This is a genomic window from Phocoenobacter atlanticus subsp. cyclopteri, from assembly GCF_018343795.1.
GTDB classification, from domain to species: domain Bacteria; phylum Pseudomonadota; class Gammaproteobacteria; order Enterobacterales; family Pasteurellaceae; genus Phocoenobacter; species Phocoenobacter atlanticus.
Map to the genome: position 1 here is coordinate 234,128 of NZ_CP074346.1, position 22,788 is coordinate 256,915.

General features: G+C 34.0%; 21 protein-coding genes. 11 read left to right on the forward strand and 10 right to left on the reverse strand.

Annotated elements, in window-relative coordinates:
- Window positions 1–3: 3 nt before the first annotated feature.
- Genes mscK through KGI96_RS01120 form a run of 3 tightly spaced genes read left to right on the forward strand, consistent with a single transcriptional unit; the run spans window position 4 to window position 4,731 of the window.
- Window positions 4–3,318, forward strand: a complete 3,315-nt coding sequence (gene mscK, locus KGI96_RS01110) for a mechanosensitive channel MscK (protein ID WP_211599207.1) — start codon at window positions 4–6, stop codon at window positions 3,316–3,318.
- On the forward strand, window positions 3,311–3,985 hold the full coding sequence (locus tag KGI96_RS01115) for a M15 family metallopeptidase (RefSeq protein WP_211599206.1): 675 nt from the start codon (window positions 3,311–3,313) through the stop codon (window positions 3,983–3,985). The genes mscK and KGI96_RS01115 overlap by 8 nt, the downstream gene beginning before the upstream one ends.
- Complete coding sequence (locus KGI96_RS01120; protein WP_211599205.1) at window positions 3,982–4,731, forward strand: class I SAM-dependent methyltransferase; 750 nt, start codon at window positions 3,982–3,984, stop codon at window positions 4,729–4,731. Before KGI96_RS01115 ends, KGI96_RS01120 begins: the two co-directional genes overlap by 4 nt.
- 39 nt (window positions 4,732–4,770) lie before the next feature.
- On the opposite strand, the gene KGI96_RS01125 is transcribed toward KGI96_RS01120, so the two are convergent.
- Both KGI96_RS01125 and greA read right to left on the reverse strand, forming a co-directional pair.
- On the reverse strand, window positions 4,771–5,154 hold the full coding sequence (locus KGI96_RS01125) for a SufE family protein (RefSeq protein ID WP_211599204.1): 384 nt from the start codon (window positions 5,152–5,154) through the stop codon (window positions 4,771–4,773).
- A 32-nt stretch (window positions 5,155–5,186) separates the two neighbouring features.
- Window positions 5,187–5,663 (reverse strand): transcription elongation factor GreA, encoded by a 477-nt coding sequence (gene greA, locus KGI96_RS01130; protein ID WP_211599203.1) that lies wholly within the window; start codon window positions 5,661–5,663, stop codon window positions 5,187–5,189.
- Between the two features lie 220 nt (window positions 5,664–5,883).
- Between greA and KGI96_RS01135 the strand changes: the two genes are divergently transcribed.
- A complete protein-coding gene (locus KGI96_RS01135; protein ID WP_211599202.1) occupies window positions 5,884–7,371 on the forward strand; it encodes a helicase HerA-like C-terminal domain-containing protein in 1,488 nt (495 codons plus the stop codon).
- A gap of 95 nt (window positions 7,372–7,466) precedes the next feature.
- Here KGI96_RS01135 and rplT read toward each other — a convergent pair whose 3' ends face one another.
- The 3 genes from rplT to infC form a co-directional block, all read right to left on the reverse strand.
- The gene (gene rplT, locus KGI96_RS01140; protein WP_090922547.1) at window positions 7,467–7,820 is read right to left on the reverse strand and encodes a 50S ribosomal protein L20; all 354 of its coding nucleotides are present in this window, start codon (window positions 7,818–7,820) and stop codon (window positions 7,467–7,469) included.
- A gap of 54 nt (window positions 7,821–7,874) precedes the next feature.
- Window positions 7,875–8,072, reverse strand: coding sequence for a 50S ribosomal protein L35 (rpmI, locus tag KGI96_RS01145; protein ID WP_211599201.1), 198 nt, complete (start codon window positions 8,070–8,072; stop codon window positions 7,875–7,877).
- Between the two features lie 150 nt (window positions 8,073–8,222).
- Window positions 8,223–8,762, reverse strand: coding sequence for a translation initiation factor IF-3 (gene infC / locus KGI96_RS01150; RefSeq protein ID WP_211599232.1), 540 nt, complete (start codon window positions 8,760–8,762; stop codon window positions 8,223–8,225).
- Between the two features lie 246 nt (window positions 8,763–9,008).
- Between infC and KGI96_RS01155 the strand changes: the two genes are divergently transcribed.
- Window positions 9,009–10,115 carry an ISAs1 family transposase gene (locus KGI96_RS01155; RefSeq protein WP_213156513.1) on the forward strand — a complete coding sequence of 369 codons (1,107 nt, stop codon included), beginning with the start codon at window positions 9,009–9,011 and terminating at the stop codon, window positions 10,113–10,115.
- Between the two features lie 212 nt (window positions 10,116–10,327).
- Here KGI96_RS01155 and sodA read toward each other — a convergent pair whose 3' ends face one another.
- Entirely contained in the window at window positions 10,328–10,948 is a 621-nt protein-coding gene (gene sodA / locus KGI96_RS01160) for a superoxide dismutase [Mn] (protein ID WP_213156514.1), read from the reverse strand.
- Between the two features lie 324 nt (window positions 10,949–11,272).
- Between sodA and tyrS the strand changes: the two genes are divergently transcribed.
- The 4 genes from tyrS (at window position 11,273) to KGI96_RS01180 (ending at window position 16,762) form a co-directional block, all read left to right on the forward strand.
- Window positions 11,273–12,460 carry a tyrosine--tRNA ligase gene (gene tyrS, locus KGI96_RS01165; protein WP_211599099.1) on the forward strand — a complete coding sequence of 396 codons (1,188 nt, stop codon included), beginning with the start codon at window positions 11,273–11,275 and terminating at the stop codon, window positions 12,458–12,460.
- A gap of 97 nt (window positions 12,461–12,557) precedes the next feature.
- Window positions 12,558–13,523: a tRNA 5-methoxyuridine(34)/uridine 5-oxyacetic acid(34) synthase CmoB gene (cmoB, locus tag KGI96_RS01170; RefSeq protein WP_211599100.1), complete on the forward strand. Its 966-nt coding sequence runs from the start codon at window positions 12,558–12,560 to the stop codon at window positions 13,521–13,523.
- A 153-nt stretch (window positions 13,524–13,676) separates the two neighbouring features.
- Window positions 13,677–14,813: an efflux RND transporter periplasmic adaptor subunit gene (locus KGI96_RS01175; protein WP_229577193.1), complete on the forward strand. Its 1,137-nt coding sequence runs from the start codon at window positions 13,677–13,679 to the stop codon at window positions 14,811–14,813.
- Window positions 14,810–16,762, forward strand: coding sequence for a MacB family efflux pump subunit (locus KGI96_RS01180; protein ID WP_213156515.1), 1,953 nt, complete (start codon window positions 14,810–14,812; stop codon window positions 16,760–16,762). The genes KGI96_RS01175 and KGI96_RS01180 overlap by 4 nt, the downstream gene beginning before the upstream one ends.
- A 24-nt stretch (window positions 16,763–16,786) precedes the next feature.
- Here KGI96_RS01180 and KGI96_RS01185 read toward each other — a convergent pair whose 3' ends face one another.
- From KGI96_RS01185 to nrdB, 3 genes are all read right to left on the reverse strand, one after another.
- Window positions 16,787–18,112: a patatin-like phospholipase family protein gene (locus tag KGI96_RS01185; protein ID WP_211599102.1), complete on the reverse strand. Its 1,326-nt coding sequence runs from the start codon at window positions 18,110–18,112 to the stop codon at window positions 16,787–16,789.
- Window positions 18,113–18,211: 99 nt separating this feature from the next.
- Window positions 18,212–18,460, reverse strand: a complete 249-nt coding sequence (yfaE, locus tag KGI96_RS01190; protein WP_211599103.1) for a class I ribonucleotide reductase maintenance protein YfaE — start codon at window positions 18,458–18,460, stop codon at window positions 18,212–18,214.
- Window positions 18,460–19,590: a class Ia ribonucleoside-diphosphate reductase subunit beta gene (gene nrdB, locus KGI96_RS01195; RefSeq protein ID WP_211599104.1), complete on the reverse strand. Its 1,131-nt coding sequence runs from the start codon at window positions 19,588–19,590 to the stop codon at window positions 18,460–18,462. The genes yfaE and nrdB overlap by 1 nt, the downstream gene beginning before the upstream one ends.
- 335 nt (window positions 19,591–19,925) lie before the next feature.
- On the opposite strand from nrdB, the gene rlmN reads away from it, so the two are divergent.
- Both rlmN and pilW read left to right on the forward strand, forming a co-directional pair.
- Window positions 19,926–21,029 (forward strand): dual-specificity RNA methyltransferase RlmN, encoded by a 1,104-nt coding sequence (rlmN, locus tag KGI96_RS01200; protein ID WP_229577254.1) that lies wholly within the window; start codon window positions 19,926–19,928, stop codon window positions 21,027–21,029.
- A 13-nt stretch (window positions 21,030–21,042) separates the two neighbouring features.
- On the forward strand, window positions 21,043–21,612 hold the full coding sequence (pilW, locus tag KGI96_RS01205) for a type IV pilus biogenesis/stability protein PilW (protein ID WP_211599132.1): 570 nt from the start codon (window positions 21,043–21,045) through the stop codon (window positions 21,610–21,612).
- 92 nt (window positions 21,613–21,704) lie between these two features.
- Here pilW and sohB read toward each other — a convergent pair whose 3' ends face one another.
- Window positions 21,705–22,787 (reverse strand): protease SohB, encoded by a 1,083-nt coding sequence (gene sohB / locus KGI96_RS01210; RefSeq protein WP_211599106.1) that lies wholly within the window; start codon window positions 22,785–22,787, stop codon window positions 21,705–21,707.
- Between the last annotated feature and the right edge of the window lies 1 nt (window position 22,788).

A 22,788-nucleotide genomic window follows, 5' to 3' on the forward strand; every position in this document is an offset into this window, starting at 1 on the left:
ACAATGCGAAAGTCCCTTTTTTTTATCACTCTTTTTTTTACGTTATTTAGTTTTTTAAGTAACAATGCTGTAGCAGCATTGCCAACAGAAGCAGAATTAAATATTCAATTAAAAGAAGCAAAAAAAAATAGTGTTAATGATTCAAGTTTATCTGCTGTCATTAAAGATTTGGAAGAATCTCTTACATTACTTGAAGAACTTCAATTACAAAAGCAAGAAAATCAAGCCTTGCAAACATTACTTACTGATATTGATATTAAGATACAACAGGGACAGAAAGAGATTGCTTCTCAGACACAACAGCCTCCTCAAAATAATGCTGAGGTTGAGAGTGAAATAACGATCGATGAACTGCAACAAGAGTTAGAAGAAAATATTCATCATCTTAAAACACTGCAAGAAAAGTTAGCAGAAGTTAATTCAAATTTAGTTCAACAAAATACTCTCTCTACGAATGCTCAAACTATTTTAACCGAGAATACGGAATCTAGTAAAAAAATTAATGCTCTTATATCAGATAAAAGCCTACGCACTTCTCTGAAAAATAAATATTTAATTGAACAAAAATTATTACATTTAAAAAGTAGTCTTAGTAAAGAATTACTTAAAAATAATGATAAAATTACACTTTTTTATCAAACTCAATATGATTTACTGCAATCCAAAGAAACAATATTACAAAATAAAATTACAACCCTTCAAGCTCATATTAATAAAAAGCGTCTCCAACAATCTCAAGAGCAGTTTGAACAAGTTCAGAACCAACAATTAAATACAGAACATAGTCAAACTATTCAAACGGAACTTAATATAAATACAGAATTAAGTAAGCAATTGCTTAGTCAAACAAAAGAGACGAATACCTTATCTCAAGCTGAATTACGATTACATAATATTTTGGATAATTTAACCCAAACGCAACGTACCTTAAAAGAGCAAATTAGTGCCTTAAAAGGAACACTTGTTTTATCTCGTATTATTCAAAAACAAAAACAAAAATTACCCCTCAGCACAACAATCAAAGATTTACCCGATCAGATTTCTGAACTACGGGTACGTATTTTTGATATGACCCAAAAACGTAACGAACTTTATGTTCCTAATCAGTACATTGAAGAATTACAAAAAAAAAATCAAGTAACCTTTAGTGATGATGAAATTCAACAGTTAAATAAAGTGCTGGCTGAACGTAAAAGATTATTATCTGATTCCCTAACGAGTTTAAATAATCAATTAAATTTATCTATTAATTTAGAATTAGTACAAAAACAAGTGTCTGAAATTAGTCAACAAATCGAAGACACTCTCGTACAACAAAGTTTCTGGGTAAAGAGTAATGCACCCATAAATACTAAATGGTTGAAATCTTTGCCAAAACAACTCAGTTATCAACTTCAAAATATTATTCAAAAATTTAACTTCTCAAATAACGGTGAATATTTAACCTCTTTATCTATTATCATCGGCTTTTTGATTTTTATCATCTTGATTATTTATTATTTTGGTTCAAAAATAAAACAACATTTGGCGTTGATTAATGGACAAATTAACTCATTAAATGCAGATAGCCAGTGGCATACACCTATCACTCTCTTTTACAATACTATTCTTACTTTGCCTCGAATACTATGGTTTTTGGTGATAATGTTACTTGTCGGTTATTTCTGCTTCTCTTCACCTCTTGAGATTTGGAAATGGTCATTAAAGATAGCAGGGTATTTATGGCTATTTAGCTTTATACTTTCATTATTTAGTAAAAAAGGCATTGCGGTAAAACACTTTGGTTTATCCGAAGAAAGTTGTCAAACTTTTAAAAAGGTCATCCTTAAAGGAATGATGGTTGTTATTATTTTATTGAATGTCTCTATTTTTACCAATGTGACTGAAAATGGAATTGGTGATGACGTTATTGGACAAATTATTAGTATTTTTGCTCTTATTTTCTGTATTGTGATATTGGCACCAAGTTTTAAACGTGCTTTAAATGTACACAATAAAAATACTCAAGTAGATAAAACAGAAAATATTTTACTGACAACGCTACGTTTGCTTATTCAACTGACACCAATAGGACTTATTGCCTTAATTTTAATAGGTTACTACTACACCGCCTTAAAATTGATTTCTTTAACCATTACATCCTATATTATTATCGTACTTTGGTTACTTGTAAGATATGTTATTTACCGTGCGGTACAAGTTGCATCTCGTCGTTTAGCCTATCGTCGTTTACAAGAACAGCGTCGAAATAAAGTGATGGAAGGAGTGAGTGTCGCAGATGATATTATCTCCATTCCGCAACAAAGTGAGAGTATTAAAGTTGGTATTTTAAAATCTCAAATTATCCATATTACTAATATTATTTTGTGGGTAATTGTTGCAAGTTTGCTTTATAACGTTTGGTCTGAGTTGATTGTTTCTGCTGATTATCTTAATAACATCTCTCTTTGGAAACAGAGTGTCACTACCGAAAATGGGATTGAAGTAGAAACTATTACATTATTCAATCTATTGATCGCCACCATTATTTTAACAGTAATGTATCTGTTAGTACGTAATATTCGCAGTATTCTTGAAATCTTTGTTTTCTCAAGAGTGACACTATCACAAGGTACGCCTTATACCATTACTACATTATTAACTTATGCTATCGTTGCCATTGGTTCAGCCAGTGCATTTTCCTCCTTAGGGATGTCTTGGGCAAAACTACAATGGTTATTTGCCGCCCTTTCTGTTGGGTTAGGATTTGGTTTACAAGAAATTTTTGCTAACTTTATTTCAGGTATTATTATCCTATTTGAACGTCCAGTACGAATTGGTGATGTGATTACTGTGGGTGAGTTTTCAGGAACGGTTTCCCGTATTCGTATTCGAGCTACAACCTTGATGGATTTTGATGGAAAAGAAGTAATTGTGCCAAATAAAAACTTTGTCACTGAACGTTTAACCAACTGGGCATTATCTAGTGCTACCACTCGTGTCATTATTAGTATTGGTGTTGCTTATGGCTCTGATTTGGATCTGACTAAAAAACTGCTATTACAAGCAGCAGAAGAGACCGAAACAGTTTTAGACGATCCCGCACCTGTTGTCTATTTCCTTAGCTTTGGTGCAAGTACCTTGGATCACGAGTTACGTGTTTATGTTGGTGAGCTTGCAGACAGAAATACCACGGTTGATGCTCTTAATCGTAAAATTGACCAGTTATTTGCCGAAAATGGTATTGAAATTGCCTTTAATCAACTGGATATATTTATTAAAAATCAAACTACTGGTGAGACAGTAAATTTACCTAAGGACATTACTCAAAATGTATAAGTTAGCTAATCTATTAACAGGGAAGTCAAGGTTACATTTAGTTTCCTTACCTAATGCACTGTCTACAAACCATTTCTTACAACAAGAGGTGGTAGTGGCTTTTATGAGTTTACAAAAAAAAGCAAAACAAGCAGGTTTTAACCTTCAATCCACCAGTTCATTTCGTAGTTTTGAACGCCAAAAGTCAATTTGGAATGCAAAATTCAATGGCGAGCGAAAGGTACATAATGATAAAAGTGAAGCCTTAGATTTATCCCAAATGAATGAATGGCAAAAATGCCAAGCTATTTTACGTTGGTCTGCCACACCAGGTGCAAGTCGCCATCATTGGGGAACAGAAATTGATGTCTTTGACCCTCATCTTTTGCCACCTAATCAACGCTTACAACTTGAACCTTGGGAATATCAAGCGGGTGGATATTTTGAAGAATTGGCAAATTTTTTACAAGATCATACCGCTTGCTTTGATTTCTATTTACCTTTTTTAAATACAAAAAAGAAAATCGGTCTTGAACCGTGGCATATTAGTTATCGTCCACTAAGTGATAAATATCAGCAATTGTTTACCCCTGAAATATTAGAACAAGCTTGGCATAATGAAAACATTGCAGGGAAAGCAACGTTAATAAAAAATCTAGATACCCTTTTTGACGATTATATTGTATGACAAAAATCCAACTTGTTTGCGAAACAGAAAACAAACAGAAATTTCAAAATATTTGCGATAAATGGCAACTTATTCACGACAATTCAGCTATTTTAGCCTTAGCTCAAACAGAACAACAACTTGAATTACGTAAGTTAGATGAACCAAAACTTGGGGCGATTGCAGTAGAGTTTGTCAAAGGAACGATGGCACATCGTCGTAAATTTGGTGGCGGACGAGGTGAAGCGATTGCAAAAGCAGTGGGAATAAAAAAAGATATATTGCCTACTGTGATTGACGCAACCGCAGGATTAGGACGAGATGCGTTTGTCCTTGCTTCTATTGGTTGTAAAGTACAGTTAGTCGAGCGTCATCCTGTGGTTGCGGCACTTCTTGAAGATGGTTTACAGCGCGCTTATATTGATGATGAAATTGGTCAATTGATGCGACAACAAATGCAACTACTCTCTGTACGTTCAATTGCTGAGTTAAATCCCAAAATAAGTAAAGTTGATGTGGTTTATCTTGATCCGATGTATCCCCATAAACAGAAAAAAGCATTAGTTAAAAAAGAAATGCGCGTTTTTCAACATCTTGTTGGAGAAGATTTAGATGCGGATCAATTTTTAGAAACGGCAAAAAATCTTGCCAGTAAAAGAGTGGTTGTTAAACGTCCTGATTATGCTCCTTTCCTAGCAGATCAAAAACCTGATTTCAGTCAAAAAACGAAAAATCACCGATTTGATATTTATTTAAGTCATAATTAATTTTCACGTAGCAATAGAGCCAGCTCTGCCAATGGAATATCAACATTGCTGTTTAACTATTTTTTCAATCTGTTGTAACCCATTCAAACGGGTACTGGTCAAATGTTTGGTAATTTGCAACTCATCAAAAATATATTGTAAATTAAGTTGTTGTAACTCTTTGTGAGATTTTTCAGATAATGCAACTATTACAATCATTAATAGCCCTTGCATTAAACGAGCATCACTATATGCCTTGATTTCTCTAGGTTTAACTTGAAAAGAAAACCACAAACGGCTTTCACAACCGTGAATTTCAGGTATGGCTAATAATTCTTGTTCTGTTAGTTTAGGAAGTTGGCGACTTAATTTAATTAACAAGCGGTATCTTTCTTCCCAAATTTTGCAATTGTTAAATTGAGTATAAATATCGGTTAATGTCATTGGCAGTTTTTATTGTCCATATTGATGAATAATTAGATATACTCAACGCCGACAATATCAAATTCAACAGTACCACCTGGTGTTTTGATAATCACACTATCATCTACTTCTTTACCAATTAAACCACGAGCAATAGGCGAATTAACAGAAATTAAGCCTTGTTTAATATTTGCTTCATCATCACCGACAATACGATAAGTGACTTCGTCATCCGTTTCAACATTGACTAATTCAACGGTTGAGCCAAAAATAATTTTGCCATTATTTGGAATAGTGGTGACATCAATAATCTGAGCCACACCGAGTTTGCCTTCAATTTCTTGAATCCGCCCTTCACAAAAAGCTTGTTGCTCACGAGCAGCGTGATATTCCGCATTTTCTTTTAAATCACCGTGTTCACGAGCCTCTGCAATGGCTTTGATAATTTCAGGGCGACGCACATTCTTCAATTGCTCTAATTCTTTTTTTAATAATTCTGCACCACGTACAGTCATTGGTATTTGTTGCATTTTATATTTCCTACTTAAATAAAATAAGGGCGATAAATCACCCTATAACATAATATATTGTTTAAAAACGACGGTAGATATTATTCATCTTCTAAAGAAAAATAGCAACTCTAGTCTGAATATTCAATTAAAATTTATACAAAAACAAATCCTACACTAGTCAGAAAGAGCGACAATCTCTATAATACTATGCAATATTACACCAAAAAGAGATTAAGTTATGACAAATTATACTATCGCTCAAACCAAATCAGGCAATACAGTTTCAATTTTATCGAAAATGGCAAATCGACATGGTTTGATTGCTGGAGCAACAGGAACCGGTAAAACAATCACGCTACGCACCCTCGCAGAACATTTTAGTAATGATGGTATCCCTGTTTTCTTAGTTGATGTCAAAGGCGATATTTCTGGCTTAACGCAAGCAGGCACTATGCAAGGTAAAGTGGCAGAACGTGTTGAGAAATTTAATTTAGGGGCTGAAAATTATTTTTCTGCCTCACCTGTTTCTTTTTGGGATGTATTTGGAGAAAGTGGCATTCCTCTTAGAACCACCATTTCAGAAATGGGACCCGTTTTATTAAGCCGACTGCTCAATTTGAATGATACCCAAGAAGGCTTGTTGAACCTTGTTTTTCGTGTTGCAGATGATCAAGGGTTACTGCTGATTGACCTTAAAGATCTCCGAGCAATGCTCCAATATATTGGTGAAAATGCCAAACAATTTAGAATGGAATATGGCAATGTCTCTGCAGCAAGTATTGGTGCAATTCAACGCTCTCTACTTTCTTTGGAAAATGAAGGGGCAACACAGCTATTTGGCGAACCTTCCCTTAATTTAGATGACTGGTTACAAACTCGTGATGGTCGAGGTGTTATCAATATTTTAAATTCGGAAAAACTGATCAATTCTCCAACACTGTATAGCGCCTTTCTATTATGGTTGATGTCAGAACTTTTTGAAAATTTACCTGAAGTGGGGGATCCTGAAAAACCTAAATTTGTGATGTTTTTTGATGAAGCACATCTTATCTTTGATGATGCCCCAAAAGCCTTAGTAGATAAAGTAGAACAAGTGGTACGTTTAATTCGCTCTAAAGGAGTAGGCGTTTACTTTGTGACCCAAAACCCCCTTGATTTACCAGATAGTGTCTTAGGGCAACTCGGTAACCGAGTTCAACACGCATTGAGAGCCTTCACGCCTCGTGATCAAAAAGCCGTAAAAGCGGCAGCAGAAACATTCCGCATCAACCCTGATATTGATGTTAAAGAAGCTATTACTCAGCTAGGCATTGGTGAAGCGTTAGTTTCCGTATTAGATGAAAAAGGAATGCCGACACCTGTTGAAATTGCGTATATTTATCCACCTAAAAGCCAACTTGATCCCATTTCAAAAAGTGAACGAGATCGCTTTGTAAAACAAGATGATTTATATGCGTACTACAATGAATATGTTGATGAACAATCTGCTTACGAAAATTTAAAACAACAGCAAGAAATAAAACAGCATCAGATTGAAGAAGAGCAAAAAGAGAGCAATAGCTTACTGGGAGGAATTATCGCTTCTATTTTTGGTAAGAAAAAACGCCGTGAACAAAATGCAACAGAACAAATGGTTAGTGGCATAACTAAAGCGGTAGGACGTAATATTCGTAACCAAATCGCAAGACAAATTGTCCGTGGTGTTTTGGGTGCAATGAAAAAATAAATTTGTAAAATTTCTCAGAAATGTGACCGCTTGTTTTAAATAAACAGATACAAAAAAGGACGCTTAAGGCGTCCTTTTTCAATTTAATCAAACAATTAAAGTGCTGATTTTGCTTTTTCTACTAAAGCAGCAAATGCTACTTTATCAAATACTGCGATGTCAGCTAAAATCTTACGATCGATTTCAACAGAAGCTTTTTTCAAGCCATTGATGAATTTGCTGTAAGATAAACCGTTTTGACGAGCCGCAGCATTGATACGTGCAATCCATAATTGACGGAATTGACGTTTTTTGTTACGACGGTCACGGTAAGCATACTGACCAGCTTTAATTACTGCTTGGAACGCAACACGATATACACGTGAGCGTGCACCATAATAACCTTTAGCAGCCTTAAGAACTTTCTTATGGCGTGCTCTTGCAATAACACCACGTTTTACACGAGCCATTATTAATCTCCTATGTCTATAAAATTAACTAAAAATAAATACTAAAACGAATGCTTATGCGTATGGTAAGCACGCTACGACTAAAACTTTGTCTGCTTTCGCAACCATAGATTTATGACGTAAATGACGTTTACGCTTAGTGCTTTTCTTAGTCAAAATATGACGTAAGTGAGATTGTTTACGTTTGAAACCGCCTGAGCCTGTTTTTTTAAAACGCTTAGCAGCACCACGTACTGTTTTAATTTTTGGCATTGTTTAATAACTCCGCATTGTTGTAAGGTATAAAACCTTTGATTAATCACTAATAATCAGGCGAATAAGCAGTAACATTGTTATAAAATTTTGCAAAAAATTTGTAAAAAGTTAAACAAATCTAACCGCTTAATTACTTGTAAGCACTAATTATTTCTTCTTAGGAGCAAGTACCATTACGATTTGACGCGCTTCAAGTCTACCCGGTGCAGATTCTACAACGGCTAACTCTGCTGTATCCGCTTTAACACGGTCTAGCATTTCACGTCCAATTTCTTGGTGAGCCATTTCACGACCACGAAAGCGGATCGTTACTTTTACTTTTGCTCCATCTTCTAAAAAGCGAATCAGGTTGCGTAGTTTTACCTGATAGTCGCCCACATCAGTACCTGGACGGAATTTGACTTCCTTCACTTGTACGACTTTCTGTTTTTTCTTCTGCTCTTTAGATGATTTCGTTTTTTCGTAAATAAACTTACCATAGTTCATAATACGACAAACTGGTGGTTCTGCATTTGGACTTATCTCCACAAGATCTAAAGATGCGTCTCCCGCCAAATTCAAAGCTTCTTGAATAGACACAATTCCCACTGCTTCACCGTCTTGATTGGTTAAACGAACCTCTTTTACACGAATTTCATCGTTAATTCTATGGGCTCGACTTGTCTGAACACGTTTTACTGGTTTAATAGTATTATTCCTCTAATAAATTTTAACAAAATCACTTTCTTCACTATGCAGAAGAAATGAATCCCTTTTGCTCATTTAATCAATAAAGAGTTAAATGGCAAAATAAACGTCTTGATTTTAAGGTATTTAAGACCATTATGCAACTATCTTATGGTTTAAAATCAGAATATTTTCAGGGCAAGATCGCACTTTTCTTAAAAATATGATCTAATAGCACCTATTATTCAATAACAAATAGGTGTAAAAATGAATATATTATCAGCTTTTAAAGATTTGGAAGACCCTCGCAAAGATATAAACAAAAAACATGACTTCTTAGATGTTATTTTTCTTGTCGTAAGTGCGGTAATATCAGGTGCAGAAGGATGGAGTGAAATTCATCAGTTTGGTAAATTGAATATAAAATGGTTACGAAAATACCGAGATTTTGAAAATGGTATTCCTGTTGATGATACGATTGCTCGTATTGTAAGACGGATAAATCCTGAGAAATTAAATTATATTTTTATTAATTTTATCAATGAGATACGAAAATCACAAGGCAAAGAGTGTATTGCAATAGATGGTAAAACATTAAAAAACAGTTCACATTTAGAGCCTCATAATGCGCTACATAGTATTACGGCTTGGAGCTGTTCAAGAGGATTAATTTTAGCTCAAAATAAGTCCAAAGGTAAGAAAAATGAGAATGAAAGCATTCTAGAAATGATAGATATTTTAGAGCTAAATCAAGCCGTCATTACGGTAGATGCGATGAATACGCAAAAGAAAATAGCGAATAAAATCATAGAAAAGAAGAGCGATTATGTGATGCCATTGAAAAATAATCATAAGAAATTTAGAAATGAAATAGAAAGTTATTTTCATAAAGTAGTGCGAGAAAAATCAATAAAAATAGATAAATTTCAAGAAGTTAACTGTGAAAGAAGTCGAATAGATCAACGGTATTATTCAAAATTACCAATAAGTGATTGGCTTTTGGAATCTCAAGGTTGGACAGGAATTAAAAGCCTTATTCAAGTTCATAGGATAAGAGAAGACAATGGCAAGAAAAGTGAAGAAAAAGTATTTTATATCAGTAGCTTAGATGTTCCTTGCGAAGACTTTGCGAAATATATTAGGGGTCATTGGGAAGTTGAAAATAAAGCGCATTGGGTACTTGATGTTGTTTTTAAAGAAGATGATAGTACGATTTATTTGGGGGATGGCGTTGAAAATATGGCAATAATTAGGCGTTTAGGGCTTAATTTAGCACGACTACATCCAACTAAAAATAGTATAAAAAGCAAGCTGAAATCAGCTGGCTGGTCTGATGAAATGAGGTCTGAGCTTATTTTTGGTGTGTGTGATTAATTTATAGACAAAGTACGCGGTTGCCCTGAGAATATTTTAGGGTAACTTATTAATATATGAGTGAGTATTTTCTCGTTGATTAAAATGTTCAATAAATGTCATTTTATTTATCTTTTATAAAAAGAGTATTTGGCTGAAATATTTCCCTATATTTAGATCAAAGGTCTAGACATTTATCTAGACCCTTGTTAGTAATTTTAATGATTACTTAATTATGCTAACGTTTCAAAACGACGTTCTGCTTCATCCCAGTTTACAACATTCCAGAATGCTTTAATGTAGTCTGGACGACGGTTTTGATAATTGAGATAATAGGCGTGTTCCCAAACATCTAAACCAATAATTGGTGTACCAGAAACCCCAGCAACATCTTTACCCATTAGTGGTGTGTCTTGATTAGGTGTTGAAACAACGGCTAATTTACCATTTTCAATCACTAACCACGCCCAACCAGAACCAAAACGTGTAGCAGCAGCTTGTTCAAATTTGGTTTGAAATGTTTCAATAGAACCAAAATCACGCTCAATGGCTTCTTTTAGTTTTCCACCTAACACAGTACCTGTTTTTAAACCTTTCCAAAAGAAACTATGATTCACGTGTCCACCTGCATTATTACGCACGGCTGTACGTTTTTCTTCAGGCACTTTATCTAAATTAGCAACAAGTTCTTCTGGCGTTAATGCTAATAATTCAGGTGTTGCTTCTAAAGCAGCATTGGCATTATTTACATAAGCTTGATGGTGCTTTGAATGGTGAATTTCCATTGTCAATTTATCAAAATGTGGCTCTAATGCATCGTAATCATAATCTAATGCTGGCAGTATGTATGTCATTGTTCACTCCTAAAATAAAACGTAATAAATGTAATTGATTTAAAATACTAGTTAAGAACCTTAACATTTTTTTGACTAAAAATAAACATCACAATATTTCTTATTGTTAGATACAGAATTACCAATTTTGTAAAGAATTGTAAATTACATTGCTTAACTAATGATAATTGTTATCATTACCGCACTTAAAAAGTAATAGGTAATCACTCCAACTCTTTGCACCTTATCACCCCCACAAGATAAGGTGCTTTTTTTCGCTTTTTTTTTCTATTCTCGTTATAATAACCAAATGTTCATTTTAAACTTCTTACATAAAGGAAATATATGTCTATTGAAACTCAACTTGCCGAATTAAAACGTGGCGTAGAAGATATTTATTCAGAAAATGATTTAATTGAAAAATTAAAAGAAAATCGTCCATTACGTATTAAATTAGGGGCTGATCCAACCGCACCAGATATCCATTTAGGGCATACTGTGGTGTTAAATAAATTACGTCAATTCCAGCAGTTAGGTCACGAAGTGTATTTCTTAATTGGGGATTTTACGGGTATGGTTGGCGATCCGTCAGGTAAAAATGCGACTCGTCCACCTTTAACCAAAGAAGATGTGTTACGCAATGCGGAAACCTATAAATCGCAAATTTTCAAAATTTTAGATCCTGAAAAAACCAAAGTAGTGTTTAACTCAGAATGGTTAAGCCAGTTGGGAACAGAAGGAATGATTCGCCTTGCATCTAACTATACCGTTGCTCGTATGCTAGAACGTGATGATTTCAAAAAACGTTTTGCAAATAATCAATCTATCGCCATTCACGAATTTATGTATCCATTATTACAAGGTTACGATTCAGTGGCATTAGAGGCGGACGTAGAATTAGGCGGAACAGACCAAACGTTCAACCTATTAGTAGGACGTGAATTGCAAAAATCGAACGGTCAAAAACCTCAGGTTGCAATGACGTTACCATTGCTTGAAGGTTTAGACGGCGAGAAAAAAATGTCTAAATCATTAGGTAACTACATTGGTGTTTCTGACACGCCAAGCGAGATGTTTGGTAAAGTGATGTCAATTTCTGATGAGTTAATGTGGCGTTGGTACGACTTACTTTCATTCCGTTCATTAGAAGAAATTGCAAAATTTAAAGAAGAAGTGACCGCTGGTCGTAATCCTCGTGATGTGAAAATTCTGTTAGCCAAAGAAATTATCGCTCGTTTCCATTCAGACGCTGACGCTGATGCTGCGGAACAAGAGTTTATCAACCGTTTCCAAAAAGGGGCAATGCCAGATGAAATGCCTGAATTTACCTTTGAAGGCGAGATGGGATTAGCAACCTTATTGAAAGAGACGGGATTATCGCCTTCAACCTCAGAAGCAATGCGTTCTGTAAAAGGTGGCGGTGTGCGAATTGATGGCGAGAAAGTGGAAGATCCACGTTTAACGATCAAGGCTGGCACAACGGCAGTTTATAATGTCGGTAAACGTAAATTTGCTCGTGTTACTGTAAAATAAGCGGTCAAATTTTTTTAATTTTTTGCAAAATTAGTCGGTAGGTACAGGGTTTTACTCTGTACCTACGATTTTCATACAACCAATAAAATAATTAACAATGATAGATTTTCGTCCTTTTTACCAACAATTAGCGACAAGTTCGCTTTCTCACTGGCTTGAAACCTTACCTTTACAAATGAAACAGTGGCAAACCCAAGCTCACGGTGATTTTGAAAAGTGGGAAAATGCCCTAAAACATTTACCTGTGAAAACAGCCTCTATTAATTTAAAAGATAAAGTAGAAGCCATTGAAAGTGAGCCTTTATTATCACAAGGGGAAAGACAGCGTTTTATCCATAATTTAAAATTGCTTAAACCGTGGCGAAAAGGTCCCTATCATTTGTATGATGTGCATATTGATTGCGAATGGCGTTCTGATTTTAAATGGGATCGTGTGTTGCCTCATTTATCTCCATTAAAAAATCGTACTATTTTAGATGTGGGCTGTGGCAGTGGCTATCATATGTGGCGAATGGTTGGCGAAGGGGCAAAATTGGTTGTCGGTATTGATCCAACAGACTTATTTTTATGTCAATTTGAGACGGTGCGTAAGTTATTAAACAATAACCGCCAAGCACATTTAATTCCGATGGGGATTGAAGAAATGCAACCGCTGAAAGCTTTTGATACGGTGTTTTCAATGGGGGTGTTATATCATCGTAAATCACCTTTTGACCATTTTTTACAGCTGAAAAATCAGTTACGCAACGGGGGCGAGCTAGTGCTTGAAACCTTAGTGATTGATGGGGGTATTAATGATGTGCTTGTGCCAAGCGATCGCTATGCCAAAATGCGAAATGTCTATTTTATCCCGTCTGTCCCAGCTCTGATTAGTTGGTTGGAAAAAGCAGGCTTTAAAAATGTGCGTTGTGTTGATGAGGCAGTAACGACCATTGAAGAACAACGTCGCACTGAATGGATCGATACTGAATCCCTCGAATATTTTTTAGATCCACAGGATCATTCTAAAACGATCGAAGGTTATTCAGCACCGAAACGTGCCGTGATTATTGCGAATAGTTAATCATAAGCGGTACGATTTTGATAAAAATTTACTCTTTTGAAATAAATAATTTTTTTGGGAACTATTGACTAAATGGACTAGTCATATATGGACTAGTCATATAAAGAATATAACCTATCTATCTTATCTTCAAATAACATAAGGAATCGTATTTTGAAGTTTCATAAAAAATTAAAGCACACCATTATCCTCTTGTTATTAGTTGTAGTAATTGGCTTCTACTTATTACCAAATAATGAAGAACCTCAAAATATTATTTTTCCAGTCACATTGGGAAAAATTGAAAAAAGAATTCTAGCAACTGGTAAAGTACAAGCATTGACAAAAATTGATGTTGGTGCACAGGTTTCTGGTCAAATAAAACAAATTTTGGTGAAAGAAGGACAAAAAGTTAAAAAAGGTGATTTATTAGCTATAATCGATCCTCAATTAGCGGAAACAGAACTAAAGTTAGCACTGGCAGAATTAGAAAATCTCCGAGGAAATTTAGCTATTAAATCAGAACAGCTAAAACAACGACAAATGGATGTTGAGCGTCAATATACTTTAATGCAGAAAAATGCAACATCAAAACAACTCTTTGAAACATCTAAACATCATTTAAGTATTACTAAAGCTGAAGTGAGAATTGCACAGAGTAATTTAGCGAGTGCACAAATTAAAGTAGAGAAATCCCAAACTCAATTACGTTATACTGAAATACGCTCGCCAATGGATACAACCGTTGTTTCTGTTACTGCCAAAAGTGGACAAACTTTAGTTACCACACAACAAGCACCTATTCTGATGCAATTAGCTGATATTGAAACAATGCAAATTGAAACTAACATTTCAGAAGCGGACGTTATTTCTATTAAAATAGGAGCTCCGGTTTCATTTACTTTATTAGGAAAGCCTGATAATAAGCACTATTCTAAACTAGATAATATAAAACTTATTCCAACAGCAAACGATCAAAAAGCGGTTTATTATTACGCCACTTTTAAAGTCCCTAATCCAGAACATAAACTACGTATAGCAATGACTGCTTCTGTTTCAATTTTGTTAGATAAAAAAGAAAATGTATTGACTATCCCTTTATCAGTATTAGGGAAAATGATTCAACCCAATCAATATTATGTGACCGTATTACAAGAAAATGGAAACCAAGAGCAACGACTTATTACAACGGGATTACAAGATAATTCACAAGTTGAAGTAGTCAAGGGACTATCATTGAAAGAGCGTGTTGTATTATCAACAGATATTTTATCTTCAAATAATAATGAAAATGAGTATAAAATATTATGATAAATCAACCATTAATTGAATTTAAAAATATCACACGTCGTTATTGTAATGGAAATATTGAAACGACTGTACTTAAATCCATAGATCTACAAATTTATCGTGGCGAAATGATTGCGATTGTAGGAAGTTCAGGTTCTGGAAAATCGACGTTAATGAATATCCTTGGTGCACTAGATATTCCTGATGAAGGAGAATATTTATTTCAAGGACGTCGTATTACGGATTTATCAAATGAAGAATTAGCAAAATTACGCTGTAATCATTTTGGTTTTATTTTCCAGCGTTATCATTTATTGCCTCATTTAAGTGCAATTGAAAATGTAGAAATTCCCGCAATTTATTCTTTGATGGATAAAGAAAAAAGGAAAATCCAAGCAAAAAACCTATTATGCCGTTTAGGACTACAAAAACAGTTAGAGCAAAAACCAAATCAACTTTCAGGAGGACAACAGCAACGAGTAAGTATTGCTAGGGCTCTAATAAATGGCTGCGAGGTTATTTTAGCCGACGAGCCTACGGGAGCTTTAGATAGTCAAAGTAGTAACGAAGTCTTGGAGGTCTTAAAGGAATTACATCAACAAGGGCATACCATTATTTTAATTACTCACGATATGCAAATCGCTAAACATACTGAACGTATAATTACACTGAAAGATGGTGAGATTATCTCCGATAAAAAACAAAATCCCTCTCCTAAATATACAAGAATAAAACAAACATTAGTAGAAAACAGTACAAAAATAACATTTCTTGATATCTTGTATCATTACAATGAGTCACTTATTATGGCACTAAGTATGATGAAAGCACATAAAATGAGATCCTTTCTAACAATGCTTGGCATTATTATTGGGATTGCTTCTGTGGTCAGTATTATTGCATTAGGAGAGGGGGCAAAACATAAAGTATTAATTGAATTTAGTTCTTTAGGAGCTAGTACTATTGGTATTTTTCCAGGTAAAAATTGGGAAGAGAGTGATCCCGCTAAAATTCAAACCCTCACTATTAATGATTTAGATCTATTAAGTAAACAGCCTTATATTCTTGGAGTCAGTCCTGGATTACAATCTTTTTCAAAGATGCGTTTCCTAAATAAAACAATTCCTGTTTCTGTAAATGGTGTAAGTCAGGATTTTTTCTCACTGAAAAAATATAAACTATTATCGGGACGTTTATTAAAACCAATAGATATTAGCTCTAATCAGGCAGTTGGTGTTATTGATGAAATATCAAAAACAGCCATTTTTGGGAAAAAGACAGCTATCAATAATATTGTTTTTATTGAGAATGTCCCCATTCTAATTATAGGAGTAGTCAAATCTCCCTCTTTATTTTCAGACAGTCAAACTGCACATATTTGGCTTCCTTATAGTGCAATGAATAGTCGCATTAATAATCAAGACTATTTTCAGCGAATTTCAGTTCATCTAAACAAAAATATCACACCAGCAATGGCTGAACTAAAAATAACTGATCTTTTAACAGCAAGTCATGGACGAAAGGATTTTTTCACGTTTAATAGTAATAAATTATTACAATCCTTAAATAAAACCACACAAACATTAACATTAATGATTTCAGCGATTGCTTTTATTTCATTGGTTGTTGGAGGAATTGGGATAATGAATATTATGCTGGTTTCTGTAACTGAACGAACCAAAGAGATTGGTATTAGAATTGCAGTAGGAGCGAAAGAAAAAGACATTCTACAGCAGTTTTTAATAGAAGCGATAGTTGTCAGTTTAATTGGTGGAATAATAGGCGTGCTCTTTTCTCTTTTTATAGGCAGTATTTTTTCATTAATAGTAGAAGGAATTAAAATGCAATTTACCTTTTCATCATTTGTTATTGCATTTTTTTGTTCATCATCAATTGGCATTATATTTGGCTATTTCCCCGCAAAAAATGCAGCTCGCTTAAAGCCAGTAGATGCACTCTCTCGGGAATAGTTAAAAATCACCACTTTACTGAAATTATCGTAATACTTTTAATACTTCCTGATAATCAACGGATTGATCTAGAAGAATTTTGGCAGATTGTTTTAATTTATTGACATCTTCTTTAGGTAAATAAAAAGAAGTGTCAATATTTAGTACTTCATCTCGTAATGAAGAGGTCGGTAAATCTTTTAAGTTTAAACTCACAAAATAGATCTTAATATTTTGTTGCTTTTTATTCCATTCATCAACCAAGGTTCTAAAACTATTCAGGGTATTTTGTGTGTTACTATCAATAGGGACATTGATAATCGCATTCACAATATCAGAAGTATTAGGAATATCTGCGGATAAATCTACATTACTCGTAATTTGATTTTGAGCATTTACGTTAATGACAATGACATTTTTGATATTAGATTTTTTTAAATTATTTTTAATACCTTGAAAGCCCCATAAATTATAGGTATCAAGTAAACTGCGTAATCCTAAATTATCTGTTAATCCACCATCGACTAAGTGAATAAAAGGTCTTTTTTGACTATTTTTATATAAATCTTTTTTAGTTTGTATTTCATTTTTATTTTTCCCCGCTTCTGTTGCTTTTATTACGCTAGTTTTTTTCGAAGGATAGCAACTACCCCCATTATTGTTAAAAGTAAGAGGGCTAAAAATTAATGGTACAGCACTAGACGCCGCAACCGCTCTGGCAATTTTTACTTTTTTTAAATCTAAGCAAAGAAGATCAAAATCTTCTTGAGTAAAATTAAGACGTTGTCCCATATTCATATCTGTGGCACTAATTACAGCAAAAGGACCTTTACGATGATGAAGGAGATCGTCAAAAGTTTTGTCTTTAAAAAGGGCTGAATTAAGCTGTTCTGCAAGTAAATCACCCCGTCCAAATTGAGGTGAAGTTAATCGAGATATTGTAGATACAGAAAGTGCTTTCTTGACTATTTGTTGCTGAAAATTATTTTTTAAAAATTGCTTTTCAAATTGAGGAATGACGTCTTTTCCTTCCAACGCAAAATAACTTGCCAGCACGGATCCTCCAGAAACACCATAAACTAAATCAATATTGTCTAATAAAGTCTTCCCTTTAGCGGTAGGATTAATGAAGGTTTTTGCAAATTGTTCTAAGACACCATAACCTAAAGATGCGGCTCGATTTCCTCCGCCTGAAAACATCAAAATAATAAGATTTTTATGTTGTTTATTTTTGGATAATACATTATAAACTCGATATCCATTATTGGTATTAATTTGATTAATCGTTTCAACAGGATGATATTTAACAGAACTACAAGCCGATAAAAAAGAGAGCATAAATATGCCTAAGAATATAGTACGTTTTATCATTTTAAGGTTATTCCTAAGAGTGAAAGTATGTTACATCGATAATGCTTAGTTAGTAATATTTTGTAAATTTCTTACAACATCCTACCGCTTTAAGTAAAGTTAAAACTTTATTTCTAAATTTTCTTCAACTACGCAACAACAAGTAAGAATTTCGTTACTTTTTAGCATCGCTAAAGGAGGTTGTTTATAAGAGACTTTGCCACTTTTTATTTTTATTCGACAAGAACCACAAAAACCCATTCGACATTGATATTCAGGAAAAAATCCATTTTTTTCTAAGGTTTCAAGTAATGAGTTTTTGTTATTATGTTCCAGTATCACTTGGCTATGAATTAACCGAATTTGCATTACAAATCAAAGTCATCAAAATCTTGAGTACTGACTTTTGAATCAATTTGTCCAACAAGATATGAACTCACTTCAACTTCTTGTGGTGCTACCTGTACATTGTCTGACACTAACCACGAATTAATCCACGGAATTGGGTTTGAACGTACTTTAAACGGAAGATCTAACCCTACGGCTTGCATACGAGTATTAGTAATATATTCCACATATTGAACTAAAATATCTCGATTTAAACCAATCATTGAACCATCTTTAAATAAATAATCCGCCCACTCTTTCTCTTGTTCTGCGGCTGCAACAAATAGATCATAAGCCTCTTGACGACACTCTTTAGCAATTTCTGCCATTTCAGGATCATCTTCTCCTGATGCCATTATATTTAAAATATGTTGAGTACCCGTTAGGTGCAATGCCTCATCACGTGCAATAAATTTAATAATTTTAGCATTACCTTCCATCAATTGGCGTTCCGCAAAGGCAAAAGAGCAAGCAAATGAGACATAAAAACGAATAGCTTCTAATACATTTACACTCATCATACAGAGATAAAGTTGTTTTTTTAGCGTTCTTAGTGAAACTTTATGATCTATACCATCAACCTTATAGGTACCTTCTCCATATAAGCTATAAAGCTGTGAATCACGAATTAGGTTATCATAATAAATAGAAATATCTTTTGCTCGTCTAATGATTTCTTCGTTAGTCACAATGTCATCAAATATGATTGATGGATCATTAACAATATTACGAATAATATGTGTATATGAGCGAGAATGGATAGTTTCAGAAAAAGTCCAAGTTTCAATCCAAGTTTCTAATTCAGGAATAGAAACAATAGGTAACAATGCTACATTTGGACTACGACCTTGAATAGAATCCAATAGCGTTTGATATTTTAGATTACTGATGAAAATATGCTTTTCGTGTTCTGGAAGGGCATTATAATCAATACGATCCTGTGAAACATCCACCTCTTCAGGTCGCCAAAAAAATGACAGTTGTTTTTCAATCAGCTTCTCAAAAATTTCGTATTTTTGTTGATCATAACGAGCAACATTGACATTTTGACCAAAAAACATTGGCTCTTTTAATTGATCGTTCTTATTTTGTGAAAATGTTGTATATGCCATATATGAATCCTAAATATAAAAAAACATTGTGACCATTTTACGTCAAAAATGGATTAAAAACTATTTTTTTAAAATATAGGGAGTATCTATCCCTCTATATTACATTTGCAAATTTTAAAAATAATGTGACTGCTTAAAATTAATCATAAAAAAGACTAGCATAAAATTATTGAGGTAGGTAAAATCCCCTTCTTTAAATGCTTTTGCAAAATAATCAATTTTTGCCATAATCCGTGTAATAACGAGGCCTAATGTCACAACAAAACACACAAAACAGCTCCGCTCAATCCACGAAGGTTGCAGTGCAGCATCCAAAATCCGATAAAATCAATTTAATGAATTTAACGCGTTCACAAATGCGAGATTTATTTAAAGAAATGGGTGAAAAACCGTTTCGTGCCGATCAAATGGTGAAATGGATTTACCATTTTGGTGAAGATAATTTTGATAATATGACCAATATTAACAAAGTCTTGCGTGAAAAATTAAAACAAATTGTGGAAATTAAAGCGCCTGAAGTTGCCGTTGAACAGCGTTCAGCCGATGGAACAATCAAATGGGCAATGCAGGTAGGCGATCAACAAGTTGAAACAGTGTATATCCCAGAAGGGGATCGTGCAACATTGTGTGTTTCTTCACAAGTAGGTTGTGCGTTAGAGTGTCCTTTTTGTTCTACCGCCCAACAAGGTTTTAATCGTAATTTAAACGTGTCTGAAATTATTGGACAAGTATGGCGAGCCGCTAAAATCATTGGTAATTTTGGTGTAACAGGTGTGCGACCAATTACTAATGTAGTAATGATGGGAATGGGTGAGCCATTATTAAATATGAATAATGTGGTACCCGCAATGGAACTAATGTTAGATGATTTCGCTTATGGTTTATCAAAACGTCGTGTCACCCTTTCAACATCTGGAGTCGTTCCAGCATTGGATAAAATGCGTGAACAAATTGATGTTGCTCTAGCGATTTCTTTACACGCCCCAAACGATGAAATTCGTGATGAAATTGTGCCAATCAACAAAAAATATAATATTAAAATGTTGATGAATTCTGTGAATGAATATTTAAAAGTATCGAATGCGAATCACGGCAAAGTAACCATTGAATATGTAATGTTGTCTCATATTAATGATGGCATAGAACACGCCCATCAACTGGCTGAAGTATTAAAAAATACCCCTTGTAAAATAAATCTAATTCCGTGGAACCCATTCCCTGAAGCACCTTATACCAAAAGTTCTAATTCTCGTATTGATCGTTTTCAAAAAACATTGATGGAGTATGGTTTTACTGTTATCGTAAGAAAAACACGAGGAGATGATATTGATGCTGCTTGTGGACAGCTTGCAGGTGAGGTGATAGATCGAACCAAACGAACCGCTGAAAAGCATAAGTTTGGGAAAAGTATCAATATTCAAGAACAGCAAACACATTAAAAAGGAAACTATGATGAAAATTGCAAATTTTTATTCAAATCTTACCGCTTGTATAATTGCTTTGACTTTGACAGGTTGTGTTTCTACATCAACAGAACACTCAATAAACAAAACAGAGGCAATGCAAGCAAGACTCAACCTTGCACTTGCTTATTTAAAAGAAAATAATTTTCCAAAAGCAAAATTAAATATCGACAAAGCACTGGAACATAACAATCAGCACTATTTACCTTATTCAGTACTTGCTTATTACTATCAACAGACAGGTAAAGTTTCAGATGCATCACAAACCTATCAACAAGCGGTTACATTAAGTCAAAAATTTACAAAAGATCACCAACCTCGTCCTGATATATTAAATAATTATGGAACTTTTTTATGTAAACAAGCCCAATTTAAACAAGCTTATAATTTATTTGAACAAGCATTAACAAGTAAACAATCTTATTATCACCAAGCTGATACGCTAGAAAATATTATACTTTGTGCTAAAGGTGAGAAAAACCATACTCAAATGAACAACGCATTAATTCAGTTAAGAAAAATAGATAAAGAACGAGCAGAAAAAATTAGTTCAATGTGAGTGATCTAAAGAATTATTTACTTAAGCGGTGACTTAGATAAAAGCTTTTGCAAAATTTTAGTTTTAAGTTACCGCTTATAAAATAATAATATTTATGACATTGAAGAGTGTGATTTATTCAGCAATTTAGCAATTAATCTTTCTGCACTTTGTTCAAGTTCGATACCAAAGCGTTTTAAGACATTTTTCTTTTGAGTAAATTTCACTTCAATAACATCTTTTTCTTCAATGACGTTTAAAATCGCATCATCACTGGTTGAAATTTCATCAACTAGTTTTAGGTCTAATGCTTGTTGTCCAAACCAATGTTCGCCAGTTGCCACTTTTTCAATATTTAATTGTGGGCGATGTTGTGTGACAAATTGTTTAAATAATTTATGGGTTTCTTCCAATTCTTGTTGGAATTTTTTCTTACCCGCTTTGCTATTTTCACCCATTAAGGTAACCGTACGCTTATATTCACCAGCCGTCATTACATCAACATCGACATCGTGTTTTTTCAGTAAACGATGAATATTTGGTACTTGTGCAACTACACCAATTGAACCAATTACCGCAAAAGGAGCTGAAATAATTTTATCTGCCACACAGGCCATCATATATCCACCACTTGCCGCGACTTTATCAACAGTAATAGTTAACGGAATATGTCGTTCTTTTAAGCGTGCTAATTGTGATGCAGCCAAGCCATAGCCGTGAACAACACCCCCTGGGCTTTCTAACTTTAATAATACTTCATCATATTCAGGTCTGGCTAAGGCAACCACTGCATCAATTTCTTTACGTAAGCAATCAACACCACTTGCCATTATGTCACCGTTAAAATTTAATACAAAAAGACGAGACCTTACCTCTTCTTTCTGTTCATTTTCAACTTCTGGATTTTTAGATTTTTTAGCTAATTTTAAACGTTTTTTCTCTGCTTTTGCCTTTGCTTTTTGCTCTTTTTTCTCTGCTTTCTCTTTCGCTTTTTGTTCTGCTTCACTTAAAAAGAAATTACCTAAGGCGGTCTTGCTTTCTTTATATTTTTCCGTTAAATTTTTAACTGAAATTTCACCTTGTTGTCCTTGTTTTTTACTTTCTAATACCATCATTACAATTGCAATGACGACGCCAAATACAGTTAATAATTCTAATAAGAAAATACCGTAATTTAATAAAACTTCTTTCCACATA

Coding starts and splice junctions, on each gene's coding strand:
- mscK (WP_211599207.1), top strand. CDS start 4: ATGCGAAAGTCCCTTTTTTTTATCACTCTTTTTTTTACGTTATTTAGT.
- KGI96_RS01115 (WP_211599206.1), top strand. CDS start 3,311: ATGTATAAGTTAGCTAATCTATTAACAGGGAAGTCAAGGTTACATTTA.
- KGI96_RS01120 (WP_211599205.1), top strand. CDS start 3,982: ATGACAAAAATCCAACTTGTTTGCGAAACAGAAAACAAACAGAAATTT.
- KGI96_RS01125 (WP_211599204.1), bottom strand. CDS start 5,154: ATGACATTAACCGATATTTATACTCAATTTAACAATTGCAAAATTTGG.
- greA (WP_211599203.1), bottom strand. CDS start 5,663: ATGCAACAAATACCAATGACTGTACGTGGTGCAGAATTATTAAAAAAA.
- KGI96_RS01135 (WP_211599202.1), top strand. CDS start 5,884: ATGACAAATTATACTATCGCTCAAACCAAATCAGGCAATACAGTTTCA.
- rplT (WP_090922547.1), bottom strand. CDS start 7,820: ATGGCTCGTGTAAAACGTGGTGTTATTGCAAGAGCACGCCATAAGAAA.
- rpmI (WP_211599201.1), bottom strand. CDS start 8,072: ATGCCAAAAATTAAAACAGTACGTGGTGCTGCTAAGCGTTTTAAAAAA.
- KGI96_RS01155 (WP_213156513.1), top strand. CDS start 9,009: ATGAATATATTATCAGCTTTTAAAGATTTGGAAGACCCTCGCAAAGAT.
- sodA (WP_213156514.1), bottom strand. CDS start 10,948: ATGACATACATACTGCCAGCATTAGATTATGATTACGATGCATTAGAG.
- tyrS (WP_211599099.1), top strand. CDS start 11,273: ATGTCTATTGAAACTCAACTTGCCGAATTAAAACGTGGCGTAGAAGAT.
- cmoB (WP_211599100.1), top strand. CDS start 12,558: ATGATAGATTTTCGTCCTTTTTACCAACAATTAGCGACAAGTTCGCTT.
- KGI96_RS01180 (WP_213156515.1), top strand. CDS start 14,810: ATGATAAATCAACCATTAATTGAATTTAAAAATATCACACGTCGTTAT.
- KGI96_RS01185 (WP_211599102.1), bottom strand. CDS start 18,112: ATGATAAAACGTACTATATTCTTAGGCATATTTATGCTCTCTTTTTTA.
- yfaE (WP_211599103.1), bottom strand. CDS start 18,460: ATGCAAATTCGGTTAATTCATAGCCAAGTGATACTGGAACATAATAAC.
- nrdB (WP_211599104.1), bottom strand. CDS start 19,590: ATGGCATATACAACATTTTCACAAAATAAGAACGATCAATTAAAAGAG.
- rlmN (WP_229577254.1), top strand. CDS start 19,926: ATGAATTTAACGCGTTCACAAATGCGAGATTTATTTAAAGAAATGGGT.
- pilW (WP_211599132.1), top strand. CDS start 21,043: ATGAAAATTGCAAATTTTTATTCAAATCTTACCGCTTGTATAATTGCT.
- sohB (WP_211599106.1), bottom strand. CDS start 22,787: ATGTGGAAAGAAGTTTTATTAAATTACGGTATTTTCTTATTAGAATTA.